The organism is Pseudomonas medicaginis (assembly GCF_965119365.1).
In the GTDB taxonomy this organism is placed as follows: domain Bacteria; phylum Pseudomonadota; class Gammaproteobacteria; order Pseudomonadales; family Pseudomonadaceae; genus Aquipseudomonas.
The window spans coordinates 1,510,501-1,526,988 of record NZ_OZ221631.1 but is presented as its reverse complement, the minus strand read 5'-3'; the positions used below and the strand labels follow the sequence as shown (position 1 = coordinate 1,526,988).

14 protein-coding genes are annotated in these 16,488 nt (G+C 61.9%); 10 read left to right on the top strand and 4 right to left on the bottom strand.

Annotated elements, in window-relative coordinates:
• Positions 1-160: 160 nt before the first annotated feature.
• Positions 161-898 (bottom strand): 30S ribosomal protein S2, encoded by a 738-nt coding sequence (rpsB, locus tag ACMTA2_RS06635; protein ID WP_003198231.1) that lies wholly within the window; start codon positions 896-898, stop codon positions 161-163.
• 375 nt (positions 899-1,273) lie between these two features.
• On the opposite strand from rpsB, the gene map reads away from it, so the two are divergent.
• The 3 genes from map to dapC all read left to right on the top strand — a co-directional run bounded on the left by map (position 1,274) and on the right by dapC (position 6,138).
• A complete protein-coding gene (map, locus tag ACMTA2_RS06630; protein ID WP_210643050.1) occupies positions 1,274-2,056 on the top strand; it encodes a type I methionyl aminopeptidase in 783 nt (260 codons plus the stop codon).
• A gap of 44 nt (positions 2,057-2,100) precedes the next feature.
• Positions 2,101-4,803, top strand: coding sequence for a [protein-PII] uridylyltransferase (locus tag ACMTA2_RS06625; protein ID WP_413794207.1), 2,703 nt, complete (start codon positions 2,101-2,103; stop codon positions 4,801-4,803).
• A 135-nt stretch (positions 4,804-4,938) separates the two neighbouring features.
• Positions 4,939-6,138 (top strand): succinyldiaminopimelate transaminase, encoded by a 1,200-nt coding sequence (gene dapC, locus ACMTA2_RS06620; RefSeq protein WP_413794206.1) that lies wholly within the window; start codon positions 4,939-4,941, stop codon positions 6,136-6,138.
• A gap of 247 nt (positions 6,139-6,385) precedes the next feature.
• Here dapC and ACMTA2_RS06615 read toward each other — a convergent pair whose 3' ends face one another.
• Positions 6,386-6,745, bottom strand: coding sequence for a DUF6124 family protein (locus ACMTA2_RS06615; protein ID WP_413794205.1), 360 nt, complete (start codon positions 6,743-6,745; stop codon positions 6,386-6,388).
• 806 nt (positions 6,746-7,551) lie between these two features.
• Positions 7,552-9,198, bottom strand: a complete 1,647-nt coding sequence (locus tag ACMTA2_RS06610; RefSeq protein WP_413794204.1) for a Na+/H+ antiporter — start codon at positions 9,196-9,198, stop codon at positions 7,552-7,554.
• A gap of 288 nt (positions 9,199-9,486) precedes the next feature.
• On the opposite strand from ACMTA2_RS06610, the gene ACMTA2_RS06605 reads away from it, so the two are divergent.
• From ACMTA2_RS06605 to ACMTA2_RS06590, 4 genes are all read left to right on the top strand, one after another.
• Positions 9,487-9,849: an ArsC family reductase gene (locus ACMTA2_RS06605; RefSeq protein ID WP_413794203.1), complete on the top strand. Its 363-nt coding sequence runs from the start codon at positions 9,487-9,489 to the stop codon at positions 9,847-9,849.
• Positions 9,850-9,881: 32 nt separating this feature from the next.
• The gene (dapD, locus tag ACMTA2_RS06600) at positions 9,882-10,916 is read left to right on the top strand and encodes a 2,3,4,5-tetrahydropyridine-2,6-dicarboxylate N-succinyltransferase (protein WP_413794202.1); all 1,035 of its coding nucleotides are present in this window, start codon (positions 9,882-9,884) and stop codon (positions 10,914-10,916) included.
• A 175-nt stretch (positions 10,917-11,091) separates the two neighbouring features.
• A complete protein-coding gene (locus ACMTA2_RS06595) occupies positions 11,092-12,297 on the top strand; it encodes an aminotransferase class V-fold PLP-dependent enzyme (RefSeq protein WP_413794201.1) in 1,206 nt (401 codons plus the stop codon).
• On the top strand, positions 12,294-12,698 hold the full coding sequence (locus tag ACMTA2_RS06590; protein WP_413794200.1) for a SufE family protein: 405 nt from the start codon (positions 12,294-12,296) through the stop codon (positions 12,696-12,698). Before ACMTA2_RS06595 ends, ACMTA2_RS06590 begins: the two co-directional genes overlap by 4 nt.
• Before the next feature lie 142 nt (positions 12,699-12,840).
• On the opposite strand, the gene tcdA is transcribed toward ACMTA2_RS06590, so the two are convergent.
• A complete protein-coding gene (tcdA, locus tag ACMTA2_RS06585; RefSeq protein ID WP_413794199.1) occupies positions 12,841-13,653 on the bottom strand; it encodes a tRNA cyclic N6-threonylcarbamoyladenosine(37) synthase TcdA in 813 nt (270 codons plus the stop codon).
• 308 nt (positions 13,654-13,961) lie between these two features.
• On the opposite strand from tcdA, the gene dapE reads away from it, so the two are divergent.
• From dapE to ACMTA2_RS06570, 3 genes are all read left to right on the top strand, one after another.
• The gene (gene dapE / locus ACMTA2_RS06580) at positions 13,962-15,113 is read left to right on the top strand and encodes a succinyl-diaminopimelate desuccinylase (RefSeq protein WP_413794198.1); all 1,152 of its coding nucleotides are present in this window, start codon (positions 13,962-13,964) and stop codon (positions 15,111-15,113) included.
• Positions 15,113-15,922 carry a putative RNA methyltransferase gene (locus ACMTA2_RS06575; protein ID WP_413794197.1) on the top strand — a complete coding sequence of 270 codons (810 nt, stop codon included), beginning with the start codon at positions 15,113-15,115 and terminating at the stop codon, positions 15,920-15,922. Before dapE ends, ACMTA2_RS06575 begins: the two co-directional genes overlap by 1 nt.
• An 82-nt stretch (positions 15,923-16,004) precedes the next feature.
• Positions 16,005-16,382, top strand: a complete 378-nt coding sequence (locus ACMTA2_RS06570) for a hypothetical protein (RefSeq protein WP_003198200.1) — start codon at positions 16,005-16,007, stop codon at positions 16,380-16,382.
• Positions 16,383-16,488: the final 106 nt, after the last annotated feature.

The window sequence follows — 16,488 nt, the reverse complement described above, 5'->3', positions numbered from 1 at the left end:
CACCCGATCGAACGGGCGATCAATTCTTCCTGGAAAACCACTGCTTATAGGCCGCGGCAGGTTACAAAAAGGTCACTGCGCTGGCGGCAAATGGTTTTCGAGGTGGCAAAAAGGGGGCCAAGCCCCCTTTTTGCTTACTGAGTCAACGCCAGGGCGTCAATTACTCAGCGGCTGCTGCCGGAGCTTCTTCAGCGAAGACTTCGGTGCCGCCATTCACGTTGTTGCGACCACGGATCACAGCGTCAGCCATCGAACCCATGTACAGCTGGATGGCGCGGATGGCGTCATCGTTACCTGGGATGATGTAGTCAACGCCTTCAGGGCTGCTGTTGGTGTCGACAACGCCGATGACCGGGATACCCAGCTTGTTGGCTTCGGTGATCGCGATGCGCTCGTGGTCAACGTCGATCACGAACAGCGCGTCAGGCAGACCGCCCATGTCCTTGATACCGCCCAGGGAGCGGTCCAGCTTCTCAAGATCGCGAGTGCGCATCAGCGCTTCTTTCTTGGTCAGCTTGGCGAAAGTACCGTCTTCGGACTGGACTTCAAGGTCACGCAGACGCTTGATGGAAGCGCGAATGGTCTTGAAGTTGGTCAGCATGCCGCCCAACCAGCGGTGATCGACGTACGGCGAACCGCAACGTGCTGCTTCTTCAGCAACGATCTTGCCAGCGGAACGCTTGGTGCCGACGAACAGAATCTTGTTTTTGCCCTGGGCCAGGCGCTCTACGAAGGTCAGAGCTTCGTTGAACATTGGCAGGGTTTTTTCAAGGTTGATGATGTGGATCTTGTTACGCGCGCCGAAAATGTACTTGCCCATTTTCGGGTTCCAGTAACGGGTCTGGTGACCGAAGTGCACACCGGCCTTCAGCATATCGCGCATGTTGACTTGGGACATGATAGTTCCTTGATAAGTCGGGTTTGGCCTCCACGTATCCCAATGACCAACCAGCGGCTATATAAGCCGAAGGCACCCAGGTCATCGTGTCGACACGTGTGTGGATTTAAGCTTACGGGGTCATCCCCGGAAAGCGGCGCATTTTATACCACAGCAAGGGCGAAAACGGAACACGGATTCTGAAATCCTGGTGACCCCCCCCTCCCACAGCCCTTTCATGGGCCATGAATGCACACCCTTATAGAGAGAAGCGATGCATGTGGACGCGGATTTGCGCTGATCGTCTGTTAGAATCGCCTCTTTCAGGGCCACGTGAACCATCATCCGCCGCCCATTTCGTTTTGAACAGCGCCGTCAGGCGCAGAGAGAGCCTGTATGACCGTTACCCTCAAGACTCCCGAGGACATCGCCAAAATGCGTGTCGCCGGCAAACTCGCCGCCGATGTGCTGGAGATGATCGCCGACTACGTCAAGCCTGGCGTGACCACCGAAGAGCTGGACCGCATCTGCCATGACTACATCGTCAACGAGCAGAAAGCCATCCCGGCCCCGCTCAACTACAAAGGCTTCCCGAAGTCGATCTGCACCTCGATCAACCACGTGGTCTGCCACGGCATCCCCAACGAAAAACCGTTGAAGGATGGCGACACCCTGAACATCGACGTCACCGTCATCAAGGACGGCTACCACGGCGACACCAGCCGCATGTTCCATGTCGGCAACGTCCCGGAGTGGGCCCAGCGCCTGTCGAAGGTCACCCAGGAATGCATGTACATGGCCATCGAACTGGTGAAGCCGGGCTGCCGCCTGGGGGACATCGGCGAAGTGATCCAGAAGCACGCGCAGAAAAACGGCTTCTCGGTGGTACGTGAATTCTGCGGCCATGGCATCGGCAAGGTGTTCCATGAAGAACCGCAGATCCTGCACTACGGCCGTGCCGGCACCGGCATGGAACTGCAGGCGGGCATGACCTTCACCATCGAGCCAATGATCAACCAGGGGCGCGCCGATACCAAGGTGCTGGGCGACGGCTGGACTGCCATCACCAAGGATCGCAAGCTGTCGGCCCAGTGGGAACACACCTTGCTGGTCACCGAGACCGGATACGAGATCTTTACCCTGCGCAGCGATGACACCATCCCTCGCGTTTCCGCCTGATCCGAACCCAGCCTATAGATATAGATAGAAAGGAAAGTCATTCAATGCCGCAGGTGGATCCCGAACTCTTCGACCGCGGCCAGTTCCAGGCTGAACTGGCCCTGAAGGCAAGCCCCATCTCGGCGTTCAAGAAGGCGATCCGCCAGGCCCACGAAGTGCTCGACCAGCGCTTTCGCAATGGCCGGGACATTCGGCGGCTGATCGAGGACCGTGCCTGGTTCGTCGATAACATCCTGCAAAAGGCCTGGGAGCAGTTCAACTGGAGCGAGGATGCCGACATCGCCCTGGTGGCGGTCGGCGGCTACGGGCGCGGCGAACTGCACCCCTACTCCGACATCGATCTGCTGATCCTGCTGGACAGCGCCGACCATGAGGTTTTCCGCGACTCCATCGAGCGGTTCCTGACGCTGCTGTGGGACATCGGCCTGGAAGTCGGCCAGAGCGTGCGCTCGGTGCAGGAATGTGCCGACGAGGCCCGTGCCGACCTGACGGTGATCACCAACCTGATGGAAAGCCGCACCATTGCTGGCCCCGAGCACCTGCGCCAGCGCATGCTCGATGTCACCAGCACGGCGCACATGTGGCCCAGCAAGGACTTTTTCCTGGCCAAGCGCGCCGAGCAGAAGGCCCGCCACCACAAGTACAACGACACCGAATACAACCTGGAACCCAACGTCAAGGGCTCGCCCGGCGGGCTGCGCGACATCCAGACGATCCTCTGGGTCGCCCGGCGCCAGTACGGCACGCTGAACCTGCGCGCCCTGGCCGGTGAAGGTTTCCTGGTGGAAAGCGAAAACGCCTTGCTGGCCTCGTCCCAGGAATTTCTGTGGAAAGTCCGCTACGCCCTGCACATGCTGGCCGGGCGCTCCGAGGATCGCCTGCTGTTCGACCATCAGCGCTCCATCGCCAGCCTGTTGGGTTTCGAAGGGCAGGATGCCAAGCAATCCATCGAAAACTTCATGCAGCAGTACTATCGCGTGGTGATGAGCATCGCCCAGCTCAGCGAACTGATCATCCAGCACTTCGAGGAAGTCATCCTCGCCCCCGAAGACGAAGAACCGCCGCAGCCGATCAATTCACGTTTCCAACTGCACGACGGCTACATCGAGGCGCGCAACGCCAATGTATTCCGCCGCACGCCGTTCGCCATGCTGGAAATCTTCGTGCTCATGGCCCAGCAACCGGAAATCAAGGGTGTACGCGCCGACACCATTCGCTTGCTGCGGGAAAACCGTCACCTGATCGATGACGATTTCCGCCACGACATCCGCAACACCAGCCTGTTCATCGAGCTGTTCAAGTGCAAGATCGGCGTGCATCGCAACCTGCGCCGGATGAACCGCTACGGAATTCTCGGGCGCTATCTGCCGGAGTTCGGTTTCATCGTCGGGCAAATGCAGCACGACCTGTTCCACATCTATACGGTCGATGCCCACACCCTGAACCTGATCAAGCACCTGCGTAAGCTCCAGTACACCCAGGTGTCGGAGAAATTCCCGCTGGCCAGCAAGCTCATGGCCAAGTTACCCAAGCCCGAACTGATCTACATGGCCGGGCTGTACCACGACATCGGCAAGGGCCGCCAGGGCGACCACTCCGAGATCGGCGCGGTGGATGCCGAGGCGTTCTGCCAGCGCCATCAACTGCCGCTGTGGGACAGCCGGCTGATCGTCTGGCTGGTGCAGAACCACCTGATGATGTCCACCACCGCCCAGCGCAAGGATTTGTCCGACCCGCAGGTGATCCATGACTTCGCCCAGATCGTCGGCGATGAAACACGTCTGGATTACCTCTACGTGCTGACCGTGGCCGACATCAACGCCACCAACCCGACCCTGTGGAATTCCTGGCGCGCCAGCCTGTTGCGCCAGCTCTACACCGAGACCAAGCGCGCCTTGCGCCGCGGCCTGGAAAACCCCGTAGATCGCGAAGAGCAGATCCGTCGCACCCAAAGTGCCGCCCTGGACATCCTGGTGCGCGGTGGCACCGACCCGGACGACGTCGAGCAGCTCTGGTCGCAATTGGGCGATGACTATTTCCTGCGCCATACCGCCGGCGACGTGGCCTGGCACAGCGACGCGATCCTCCAACAACCGGCCGATGGCGGGCCGCTGGTGCTGATCAAGGAAACCACCCAACGCGAGTTCGAGGGTGGCACGCAGATCTTCATCTACGCCCCGGACCAGCACGACTTTTTCGCCGTGACGGTGGCGGCGATGGACCAGCTCAACCTCAACATCCATGACGCCCGGGTCATTACCTCCAGCAGCCAGTTCACCCTCGACACCTACATCGTGCTCGACACCGACGGCGACTCGATTGGCGACAACCCGGCGCGGGTCAAGCAGATTCGCGACGGCCTGACCGAAGCCCTGCGCAACCCGGCGGACTACCCGACCATCATCCAGCGCCGGGTGCCGCGCCAGCTCAAGCATTTCGCCTTCGCGCCCCAGGTGACGATCCACAACGACGCCCAGCGCCAGGTCACCGTGCTGGAACTCAGCGCCCCGGACCGCCCGGGCCTGCTGGCGCGGATCGGCCACATCTTCCTGGAGTTCGACCTGTCGCTGCAGAACGCCAAGATCGCCACCCTCGGCGAACGGGTAGAAGACGTGTTTTTCATCACCGACGCTCACAACCAGCCGCTGTCCGATCCGCAACTGTGCAGCCGCCTGCAGGAAGCCATCGTCCGGCACCTGAGCGTCAACCAGGAACCCGATGCTCACCCGACACGTATCAGCATCTGAACGAACAATCCCCCTCTGTGGGAGCGAGCTTGCTCGCGATAGCGGCGGAACATCCAGCATTGATGCTGCTGACACTCCGCCATCGCGAGCAAGCTCGCTCCCACAAGGACCGCGCCCACATTGACGAGGCCCTCGATGAACAACGCTCTGAACCAGTTGCAGCCCTATCCGTTCGAAAAGCTCCGCGCCCTGCTGGGCAGCGTCACGCCAAACCCGGACAAGCGGCCAATTGCCCTGTCCATCGGTGAGCCCAAGCACCGCTCGCCGAGCTTTGTAGCCGACGCCCTGGCCAGCAATCTGGAAAAGATGGCCGTGTACCCGACCACCCTCGGTATCCCGGAGTTGCGTGAAGCTATCGCGGGCTGGTGCGAACGCCGCTTCAACGTGCCAAACGGCTGGCTGGACCCGGCGCGCCATGTGCTGCCGGTCAACGGCACCCGTGAAGCCCTGTTTGCCTTCACCCAGACCGTGGTCAACCGTGGCGACGACGCCTTGGTGGTCAGCCCGAACCCGTTCTATCAAATCTACGAAGGCGCCGCGTTCCTGGCCGGGGCCAAGCCGCACTACCTGCCGTGCCTGGACGCGAACGGCTTCAATCCCGATTTCGATGCCGTAGCGCCGGACATCTGGAAACGCTGCCAGATCCTGTTCCTGTGCTCTCCTGGCAACCCGACTGGCGCATTGATTCCGGTGGACGTGCTGAAAAAACTCATCGCCCTGGCTGACGAACATGACTTCGTCATCGCCGCGGACGAGTGCTACAGCGAACTGTACTTCGACGAACAGACCCCGCCGCCGGGGCTGCTCAGCGCCTGCGTTGAACTCGGCCGCAAGGATTTCAAGCGCTGCGTGGTGTTCCACAGCCTGTCCAAACGCTCCAACCTGCCAGGCCTGCGTTCCGGTTTCGTAGCCGGCGACGCCGACGTCCTCAAGGGCTTTTTGCTGTACCGCACCTACCACGGCTGCGCGATGCCGGTTCAGACCCAACTGGCGAGCATTGCGGCGTGGAACGACGAAGAACACGTGCGGGCCAACCGTGCGCTGTACCTGGAAAAATTCAACGCGGTCCTGGAGATCCTCGCACCGGTAATGGATGTACAGCGACCCGATGGCAGCTTCTACCTATGGCCGAATGTGGGCGGCGACGATGCAGCGTTCTGCCGTGACCTGTTCGAACAGGAACACGTGACCGTGGTGCCAGGCTCGTACCTGTCCCGCGATGTGGATGGCGTCAACCCGGGCGCCGGGCGCGTGCGCATGGCCCTGGTTGCGCCGCTGGCCGAATGCGTCGAAGCCGCAGAGCGGATCCGCGCGTTTATTCAGCGTCGGGGTTGATGGCTGTATCGGACTGAAGTGGACCGCTGTTGTGGCAAGGGAGCTTGCTCCCGCTGGGCTGCGCAGCGGCCCCCAAGGCAGTCAACTCAATTTGCCTGACACACCGGGTTGCCAGGTTTTGGGGGCGCTTCGCGCCCCAGCGGGAGCAAGCTCCCTCGCCACAGGGGCTTGGTGTCGATTGGCATATTTGTGAACGTCACAAATCCACTGTGGGAGCTTGCTCGCGATGAGGCCGGCACTTATTGCATCAAGTCCGCAGCTCTACCCGATCCAAAGCCTTGTTCGCCAACAACGTCCCGAGTTCAATCATCTGCGCCACTCCCAATGCTACATGCCGCCGTGAACCTTCCAGGCCAAACGCCAAGTCGCTAAGCATCGCATTGGCCGAAGCCAGGGTTTCGCTGAGATTGGCTAGCAGGGCTTCGGTATCAACGCTGTCCGACACGGTGAACAACTGTACCGAGGGCTTGGGGTCTGACTCGCTGCCCTCAGGCTTGAGGTAATGATCCAACGCACGATCAGCGGCTTCTTGCAGTTTTTCGGGGGCGTAGTCGCCGTATGGGAAAGTGGAGGCGGGTTTTGGAGGATTTGGAGTTTCTTTGATCATGTGATGCTCCTTGGGTTTTGGAGCTGCCACAAAGTCTTCTCACGGACTGGAGAGTGGCAGCCGTACGCGGGGTGAGAATCCGAGTCAAACCCACAAAACCCGGCCATGTCGAAACATGCCCGCGCACAGCCGCCATAACACGAAGCATGGACGAACCGCGCCTGCACTTTATATGGCGGGCGCTTATGCGCATAGTGGGTATTCGGATTCTCACGTCCGGTCACTGAATTGGCAGCGACACCAAGAGGCTAGAGCCCTCGCTTCCGACGGACAACCTTAAAAACTTGTCGGAAACTTCGGTGCGTCTGACAGACGACAATCTGTCTACTCAGACAAGAAAAGACATACAACGTACCGTGAACGCCAAACCTTTGATTTTGCTTACTTTGTATACCGACAGATCTCATTCAACCCTGTGACGAGGGTTCAAGTGGGCTTGAGTTCGCTATTTCCGAAAGCCATAATCGACCCCGTCACCAGCGAGAGCTGGCAGGAGTCTGGGTCCCTCTCGGGGTTGACCCAGCGGCGCAGAAAGGGCGAAGCAAGCTCAACTGCGCGTCGATTGAAGCCGCCTTCGGGCGGCTTTGCTTTTTATGAGGATAAGGAATGCCTCTCTATTATCACCCCAAGCAAGGCGATGTTCTTTTTTGCGATTTCACGCGGGGTTTTGTTGCTCCCGTCTGGACAAGCTGCACAGAAAGACTCGATCCAAGGGCCGAGAGTACTTCGTTCCTCGCCTGGGCTCTGAAGACATGCAAGGCGTGATCGCCGGTGTGAAGGCCTACCTTCCACTATGATCCCAACCGCTATTTACCCAACCCCAAATTCGCCTCCGCCAAATCCAACTCCCCCAGCACCTCACGCAGCACGTCATCGCCAATCTGGTGATGACGGCTGAGGCGATACAACTCCAGCCGCTGCGCCCGAAAAGCCTTCAAGCGCAGCCGGCGCTCCAGCAGGTCCATCTCGAATGCCAACGCCTGGGCCTCGGCGGAGTCGTTGAACACCTCCAACTGATGGCGATACTCAGACATCAGCCGCGCCTTGACCTCAGTCGCCAGCGCCGCCTGGGCCGCATCCGGCGTGCTGGCCGCTTCGGTCGGTTCCTCCACTTCCAGCGCATGAATCGCCGCTTCAGCGGTTTTGCGCCAGGCCTCGCGAACTTCGTTGCGACGCTTGTCGTCGGGGCTCTTGTCGATGCCACGCAGCAGCAGCGGCAAGGCGATGCAGGCCGCGATCAGCGACAGCAGAATCACCCCGGCGGCGATGAAGATCAGCAAGTCGCGCTCCGGGAATTCAACACCGGCGCTTAACAACAACGGCACCGACAACACACCCGCCAACGTCACCGCCCCGCGCACACCGCCGAAGGTCAACAACCAGCAGGAACGCGCCGTCGGCATCAGGGTCAACTCGCCCTTGCCGCGCCAGCGGCGCAACAGCCCGGACACGCGCCAGATGCTTTGCACCCAGACAAACCGCAGCACCAGCAACACCAGGAAAATCGCCACCACATCCAGGCAGCGATAGAACAACGTTGGCCACAACGTCGGCTCATGGCTGGTCACCGCCTTGATGATGTCCGGCAATTGCAGGCCCAGCAGCAGGAAGATCAAGCCATTGAAGGCAAACTCCAACAGCGACCAGACGCTGCGATTGAGCAGCCGCGTGCCGGTCTGGCGCGGCAGCAGGTCGAGCCAGCTCTGCATCATCCCCGCCGCCACCGCCGAGAGAATCCCAGAGGTCCCCAAGCGTTCAGCCAGCACATAGGCGGCAAACGGCAGTAACAACATGAACACTACGTGGGTGGCCGGATCGTCCCAGCCCCGGGCAATCATCCACGCCCGCAGCCGGCCCAGCAGCCAACTCAGGGCCACGCCGACCAGCAGGCCACCGACCGCGACCAGGACAAAGGCCAGGCTCGCCCCCGTCAGGGAAAACACGCCGGTGATCGCCGCTGCCAAGGCGAACTTGAAGGTCACCAGGCCCGACGCATCGTTCATCAAAGCTTCGCCCTGGAGCATGTGCATCAACGGCGCGGGCAAGCGGTCCCGGGCAATCGCCGACACCGCCACGGCGTCGGTCGGTGACAGGACAGCCGCCAGCGCGAAGGCCACTGGCAACGGGATACCGGGCAGCAGCCAATGAATGAAATACCCCGCCCCAACTACCGTAAACAGCACCAACCCCACCGCCAGCGTCAAGATCGGTCCGCGCAGGCGCCAGAATTCGCGCTTGGGCATGCGCCAACCATCGGAGAACAGCAGCGGCGGCAAGAACAGAAACAGGAACAACTCGGGATCAAGCGCCACGTGCAGCCCCAGCGAGGGCCAGGCCAGTACGGCACCGGCGCCGATCTGCACCAAAGGCAACGGCAGCGGGATCAACCGTCCGAGCAGGCGCGACGCGCCTACCAGCATCAACAGGATCAGGACGGTATAGGCGCTTTGCATGACGGTTTTCCAACTACAGCGATACACATCCGGCAACAGCTTGCCGTTGAAGTGCCATATTAACTGCTTAGCATGGGCCCGACCGTTGCACTTATGTCGCAGCAGCTCTTTAGCAAAAAAGCTGTGGGCGTAACACTGTGGGAGCACAGCTTGCTCGCGATGAAACCACCTCGACCTGCCAGAAGACCGCGTCATCGCTCATCGCGGGCAAGCCTCGCTCCCACAGCCGTCCGGTCATGGCATAATCCTTCACCTTTTACTTTCAGCACCTGCAAAGGGGGCAGTTCCTTGACCGATTCAAGCAAAACGTTGCACCTTTTCGGCATCAAAGCCTGTGACACGATGAAAAAGGCGCGCACCTGGCTCGATGATCACGCGGTGCACTACGACTTTCACGATTACAAGACCGCCGGCATCGACCGTGAGCACCTGACCCAATGGTGCGACGAGCATGGCTGGCAAGTGGTGTTGAACCGTGCCGGTACGACCTTTCGCAAGCTCGACGACGAACACAAAGCCGATCTCGACCAGACGAAAGCCATCGAACTGATGCTCGCCCAACCCTCGATGATCAAGCGCCCGGTGCTCGATCTCGGTGACCGAACCCTGATTGGCTTCAAGCCAGATATTTATGCGGCAGAGATCAAGTAAGCCTGCCCAGTCCATTTTGTAGAGGTAATTTCATGTCCACTACCCTGTTCAGCCTGGCCTTCGGCGTCGGCACCCAAAACCGTGAAGGCGCCTGGCTGGAGGTTTTCTACGCACAGCCAATGCTCAAGCCGTCGGCTGAGATCCTTGCCGCTATCGCACCGATCCTCGGCTACAGCGAGGGCAACCAGGCCATCACGTTCACCACGGCCCAGGCCTCGCAGTTGGCGGAAGCGCTCCGGAACGTCGATGCGGCGCAAGCCAAGCTGCTGACCCGCCTGGCCGAAAGCCACAAGCCACTGGTCGCCACCCTGCTGGCCGAAGATGCCCAACTGACTTCGACGCCTGAGGCTTACCTCAAGCTGCACCTGCTGTCCCATCGCCTGGTCAAGCCCCACGGCCTGAACCTGGCCGGCATTTTCCCACTGCTGCCGAACGTGGCCTGGACCAGCCAGGGCGCGATCGACCTGGCCGAACTGGCCGAGCACCAGCTCGAAGCCCGCTTGCGTGGCGAGTTGCTGGAAGTGTTCTCGGTGGATAAGTTCCCGAAAATGACCGACTACGTGGTCCCGGCCGGCGTGCGCATCGCCGATGCCGCGCGGATCCGCCTGGGCGCCTATGTAGGCGAAGGCACCACGGTCATGCACGAAGGTTTCGTCAACTTCAACGCTGGCACCGAAGGCCCGGGCATGATCGAAGGCCGTGTCTCGGCGGGCGTGTTCGTCGGCAAGGGTTCGGACCTGGGCGGCGGTTGCTCGACCATGGGCACCCTGTCGGGCGGCGGCAACATCGTGATCAAGGTCGGTGAAGGCTGCCTGATAGGCGCCAACGCCGGCATCGGTATCCCGCTGGGTGACCGCAACACCGTGGAGTCGGGCCTGTACGTGACCGCCGGCACCAAAGTGAAGCTGCTGGACGAAAACAACCAACTGGTCAAAGTGGTCAAGGCCCGCGACCTGGCTGGCCAGACCGACCTGTTGTTCCGTCGCAACTCCGAAACCGGCGCGGTGGAATGCAAGACGCATAAGTCGGCCATCGAGCTGAACGAAGCACTGCACGCCCACAACTAAGCTTCACACCCTCACCTGTGGGAGCGAGCTTTTGTGGGAACCGAGCTTGCTCGCGATGAACGATGACGCGGTCTTGCAGTTAAACCGTGTCGCTGCCATCGCGAGCAAGCTTGGCTCCCACAAAAAAAATCCCGTTCCCACAGGGTCCGGCGTCATTCCAGCAGGGCCCGAAAGCATGTTGATCCAATCCCCCTGGCGCGCCGATTTTCCGGCCATCGCCGCCCTGCAACGGCAAGGCCAGACCTACCTGGACAGCGCCGCCACCACGCAAAAACCCCAAGCCCTGTTGGATGCCCTGGCGCATTACTACGCCAATGGCGCGGCCAACGTGCACCGTGCGCAACATTTACCGGGGGCCCATGCCACCCAGGCGTTCGAGGACAGCCGCCTCAAGGTTTCACAATGGCTCAACGCCGGGAACTGCGGGCAGGTGATCTTCACCCACGGCGCCACTTCGGCGCTGAACCTGCTGGCCTATGGGCTGGAACATTTATTCAACCCGGGCGACGAGATCGTTATCAGCGCCCTGGAACACCACGCCAACCTGCTGCCGTGGCAGCAACTGGCCGAGCGTCGTTCGTTGACCCTGGTGGTGTTGCCACTGGACGCCGATGGCGTGATCGATCCTGTCGCGGCCGCCGACCTGATCGGTCCGCGTACACGCTTGCTGGCGGTGAGCCAGTTATCCAATGTGCTGGGGGCCTGGCAGCCCGTGCCGGCGCTGTTGGCGCTGGCCAAGGCCCAGGGCGCGCTGACGGTGATCGACGGCGCCCAGGGCGTGGTCCATGGCCGCCACGACATGGAGGCCCTGGGCTGCGACTTTTATGTGTTTTCCAGCCACAAACTCTATGGCCCCGACGGGCTGGGCGTGCTGTTTGGCCGTACCGAAGCCCTTGGCAAGCTGCACCATTGGCAGTTCGGCGGCGAAATGGTGCAACAGGCCGACTACCACAGCGCCACCTTCCGTCCGGCGCCGCTGGGCTTCGAAGCCGGCACGCCGCCGATCGCCAGTGTGATCGGGCTGGGGGCGACCCTGGACTACCTGTCCGGCCTCGACCCACACGCGGTCATCGAGCATGAGGCGGCGCTGCATGACTATCTGCTGCACGGCTTGCTGGCCCGCAACGGCGTGCGCCTGGTGGGCAACCCACGCCTGGCCCTGGTCAGTTTCGTGGTCGAAGGCATCCACAATGCCGACCTGGCGCACCTGCTGACTGAACAAGGCATCGCCGTGCGTGCCGGGCATCACTGCGCGATGCCGCTGTTCAAGCATTTGAAGCTGTCCGGGGCGATTCGCGTGTCGCTGGCGCTGTACAACGACTCCGCCGACATCGAGCGCTTCTTCGAAGCCCTGGACCATGCCCTGGAGATGCTGCGATGAACCTGCCGGCCGAGGCCGCCGCCGCGCTGCAGATTTTCCAGGACGCGTCAGGTTGGGAGCAACGCGCCCGACTGCTGATGCAATGGGGAGAGCGCCTGCCGCCGCTGAGTGACGAGGACAAGTGCGAGGCCAACCTGGTCCACGGTTGTGAAAGTCAGGTGTGGCTGGTGGGACAGTTGCACGACGGGCACTGGCAGTTTTATGCCAGCAGCGATGCGCGGTTGATCCGTGGGCTGGTGGCGTTGCTGCTCGCGCGGGTCAATGGGTTATCCACCGCCGAGTTGCAACAGGTTGACTTGCCGGGCTGGTTCAGCGAGCTGGGATTGTCGCGACAGCTGTCGCCGTCGCGCAGTAACGGGTTGAATGCGGTGTTGCAGCGGATGCGCCAACTGGCGCAGTGATTGTGGCGAGGGGATTTATCCCCGTTGGGCTGCGAAGCGGCCCCCAAACCAGGCAACTCGGTATGCCAAGAGGATTGAGCTCACAGCTGCAAGGGGCCGCTTCGCAGCCCAGCGGGGATAAATCCCCTCGCCACAAAAGCCGTTACTGCAGGCTCTTTAGCCTGTCAGCCGGCCGCCGAACACCCGCCACGATCTTATCCACAGCCTTGGTCGCCGCGACCATGCCAAACGTCGCAGTGACCATCATCACCGCGCCAAACCCTCCGGCGCAGTCGAGCTTGACGCCGTCGCCGACAAAACTCTTCTGCAAGCAAATGCTGCCGTCCGGTTTCGGGTAGCGCAATTGTTCGGTGGAGAACACGCACGGCACACTGTAGTGGCGGGTCACGGTGCGGGAGAAACCGTAGTCGCGGCGCAGGGTGGAGCGCACCTTGGAGGCCAGAGGGTCGTTGAACGTACGGTTGAGGTCGCAGACCTGGATCAACGTCGGGTCGATCTGCCCGCCCGCGCCGCCAGTGGTGATGATCTGGATCTTGCGGCGCTTGCACCAGGCGATCAGCGCAGCCTTGGCGTTGACGCTGTCGATGCAGTCGATCACGCAGTCGATGTTCGGCGTGATGTATTCGGCCATGGTCTCGCGGGTGACAAAGTCGGCCACCGCGTGCACGGTGCAGTCGGGGTTGATCCCGCGCAACCGCTCGGCCATCACCTCGACCTTGGGCTTGCCAACAGTGCTGTCCAGGGCGTGCAACTGACGGTTGGCGTTGCTGACGCAGACATCATCCAGGTCGAACAGCGAGATCTCGCCCACGCCGCAACGGGCGATGGCTTCCGCCGCCCAGGAACCGACGCCACCGACGCCGACAATGGCCACATGGGCCGCCCGCAGGCGCTCCAGGCCTTCGATGCCATACAAACGGGCGATGCCGGCAAACCGTGGATCTTCTGTACTCATGACCATTACCCCAAAAACCGGCGCGCATTATAGGGCTTTGCCGTGGCAATTCGAGCCGTTCGCGAATTGAATCCCACCAATTCCCCCTTGTGGGAGCGAGCTTGCTCGCGATGGCGTCAGTCCAGTCAATAGAGTATCGACTGATCCACCGCCATCGCGAGCAAGCTCGCTCCCACAGGTTCTGTGTCACACACTGTCGGCATACTTGGGCCAATGACGGTCGTTTTGCTATAAGATAACCGCCATTTTGCGCGAGCCAACCCGCGCCTGCACAAGCCTTGCGTTCACACTATATTCCCGGAGTTTCCATGACGGCCCACGCCGACCTCTCGCCGACCCTGCAACTCGCCTGCGACCTGATCCGCCGTCCGTCCGTGACGCCGGTGGATGCCGATTGCCAGAAATTGATGATGCAGCGCCTGGGCAACGCGGGCTTTACGCTCGAGCCGATGCGCATCGAGGATGTGGATAACTTCTGGGCCAGCCACGGCAAGCAGGAAGGCCCTGTGCTGTGTTTCGCCGGGCACACCGACGTGGTGCCGACCGGGCCGGTGCAGGCCTGGCAGCTCGACCCGTTCGATGCCGTCATCGACGATCAGGGCATGCTCTGCGGCCGTGGCGCGGCGGACATGAAGGGCAGCCTGGCGGCAATGGTGGTGGCGGCCGAGCGGTTCGTCGCCGACTACCCGGACCACAAGGGCTCGCTGACCTTCCTGATCACCAGCGATGAAGAAGGCCCGGCCCACCACGGCACCAAAGCCGTGGTCGAACGCCTCAAGGCCCGCCAGGAACGCCTGGACTGGTGCATCGTCGGCGAACCGTCGAGCACCACGTTGGTGGGCGATGTGGTCAAGAACGGCCGTCGCGGTTCCCTCGGCGCAAAACTGACCGTGCGCGGCAAGCAAGGTCACGTGGCTTATCCACACCTGGCGAAGAACCCGATCCACCTCGCCGCGCCCGCCTTGGCCGAATTGGCCGCCGAGCATTGGGACCACGGCAACGACTTCTTCCCGCCGACCAGTTTCCAGATTTCCAACCTCAATTCCGGCACCGGCGCGACCAACGTGATCCCGGGTGACCTGGAGGCGGTCTTCAATTTCCGCTTCTCCACCGAATCCACCGTCGAAGGCCTGCAACAGCGCGTTGCCGACATCCTCGACAAGCATCAGCTGGACTGGCACATCGACTGGGCACTGTCCGGCCTACCGTTCCTCACCGAACCGGGCGCGCTGCTCGACGCCGTATCGTCGAGCATCAAGGACGTTACCGGCCGCGAAACCCAGGCGTCCACCAGCGGTGGCACGTCCGACGGTCGTTTCATCGCCACCATGGGCACGCAGGTGGTGGAGCTGGGGCCGGTCAACGCGACCATCCACCAGGTCAACGAACGCGTGCTGGCCGCCGATCTCGACGTGCTGACCGAGATCTACTACAAGACGCTGATCAAGTTGCTCGCCTGATGCTCGCCTGCCCGATCTGCAGTGAACCGCTGAACGCGGTGGACAACGGCGTGGCATGCCCGGCCGGCCACCGCTTCGACCGCGCGCGGCAGGGTTACCTGAACCTGCTGCCGGTGCAGCACAAGAACAGCCGCGACCCCGGCGACAACCAGGCGATGGTCGAGGCCCGCCGCGACTTCCTCAACGCTGGGCACTACGCCCCGGTCGCCCGGCGCCTGGCGGAACTGGCCGCCGAGCGTGCGCCCGGGCGCTGGCTGGACATCGGCTGCGGCGAGGGTTACTACACCGCACAGATCGCCGAGGCGTTGCCCCAGGCCGATGGCTACGCCCTGGATATCTCCCGCGAGGCAGTCAAGCGCGCCTGCAAACGCAACCCGCAGCTGACCTGGTTGATCGCCAGCATGGCCCGGGTGCCGCTGGCGGACGGCTGCTGCCAGTTCCTGGCCAGCGTGTTCAGCCCGCTGGACTGGCAGGAAGCCAAGCGCCTGCTCAGCCCCGGCGGCGGCTTGATGAAAGTCGGCCCCACCGCCGGCCACCTGATGGAATTGCGCGAACGCCTGTACGACGAAGTGCGCGAATACACCGACGACAAGCACCTGGCCCTGGTGCCGCCGGGCATGGTGCTGGATCACAGCGAAACCCTCGAATTCAAGCTGACCCTCAACAGTGGCCAGGACCGCGCCAACCTCCTGGCCATGACGCCCCACGGCTGGCGCGCCAGTGCCGAACGCCGTGCCAGCGTGATCGAGCAGGCCGAGCCGTTCCAGGTCACGGTGTCGATGCGCTACGATTATTTCGTTCTTCAATAACCTTTTGATTCCGGTCCCGGGCAACCGCTCGGGCCCCGTTAAATCCGCGAATGGATTTTTCAAGACCGCAGCGAGGACATCCATGCGCCAACCCGATATCGAGATTTACCTCAAAGACGCCGACGTCGACCACAAGGCCATCGCCGCCTGGCTCGGCCAGGCGCTGGGCCCGTGCAGCGACTGGGTCCAGAAAGGCCAGACCTACAAGTGCAAGGCCGGCAACATTCCGGTGACCTGGCTGCCCAAGGCCGTGGGCAAATGGAACAGCCTGTACCTGGAAAGCGACCAGACCCCGTGGGAAGACGACATCGCCTGCGCCCGCGCCGCCTTCGCCGCACTGAACGTCGAAGTGCGCTGCGCGCCTGGGTCGTGGGTCGAGGAAGAAGGTGAGGAGTCGGCCGATCGCTGGATTCGCATCAGCGCCGATGGGGAAGAAGAGATTACCTGGAAGACGGCCTGACTCGGCCCAAGGCCCACCACAGTTCCCACAGGGAATGTGTGGCGGGCACGAAATATGTGGACACCCCATTCAAAACTGTGGGAGCGAGCTTGCTCGCGATAGCGGT

What these genes read in the sequence shown, in the direction of transcription:
- dapE (WP_413794198.1), top strand. Translation starts at nt 13,962, where the DNA reads ATGACGGCCCACGCCGACCTCTCGCCGACCCTGCAACTCGCCTGCGAC.
- rpsB (WP_003198231.1), bottom strand. Translation starts at nt 898, where the DNA reads ATGTCCCAAGTCAACATGCGCGATATGCTGAAGGCCGGTGTGCACTTC.
- ACMTA2_RS06590 (WP_413794200.1), top strand. Translation starts at nt 12,294, where the DNA reads ATGAACCTGCCGGCCGAGGCCGCCGCCGCGCTGCAGATTTTCCAGGAC.
- ACMTA2_RS06615 (WP_413794205.1), bottom strand. Translation starts at nt 6,745, where the DNA reads ATGATCAAAGAAACTCCAAATCCTCCAAAACCCGCCTCCACTTTCCCA.
- ACMTA2_RS06595 (WP_413794201.1), top strand. Translation starts at nt 11,092, where the DNA reads ATGTTGATCCAATCCCCCTGGCGCGCCGATTTTCCGGCCATCGCCGCC.
- ACMTA2_RS06625 (WP_413794207.1), top strand. Translation starts at nt 2,101, where the DNA reads ATGCCGCAGGTGGATCCCGAACTCTTCGACCGCGGCCAGTTCCAGGCT.
- ACMTA2_RS06610 (WP_413794204.1), bottom strand. Translation starts at nt 9,198, where the DNA reads ATGCAAAGCGCCTATACCGTCCTGATCCTGTTGATGCTGGTAGGCGCG.
- dapC (WP_413794206.1), top strand. Translation starts at nt 4,939, where the DNA reads ATGAACAACGCTCTGAACCAGTTGCAGCCCTATCCGTTCGAAAAGCTC.
- map (WP_210643050.1), top strand. Translation starts at nt 1,274, where the DNA reads ATGACCGTTACCCTCAAGACTCCCGAGGACATCGCCAAAATGCGTGTC.
- ACMTA2_RS06575 (WP_413794197.1), top strand. Translation starts at nt 15,113, where the DNA reads ATGCTCGCCTGCCCGATCTGCAGTGAACCGCTGAACGCGGTGGACAAC.
- dapD (WP_413794202.1), top strand. Translation starts at nt 9,882, where the DNA reads ATGTCCACTACCCTGTTCAGCCTGGCCTTCGGCGTCGGCACCCAAAAC.
- tcdA (WP_413794199.1), bottom strand. Translation starts at nt 13,653, where the DNA reads ATGAGTACAGAAGATCCACGGTTTGCCGGCATCGCCCGTTTGTATGGC.
- ACMTA2_RS06570 (WP_003198200.1), top strand. Translation starts at nt 16,005, where the DNA reads ATGCGCCAACCCGATATCGAGATTTACCTCAAAGACGCCGACGTCGAC.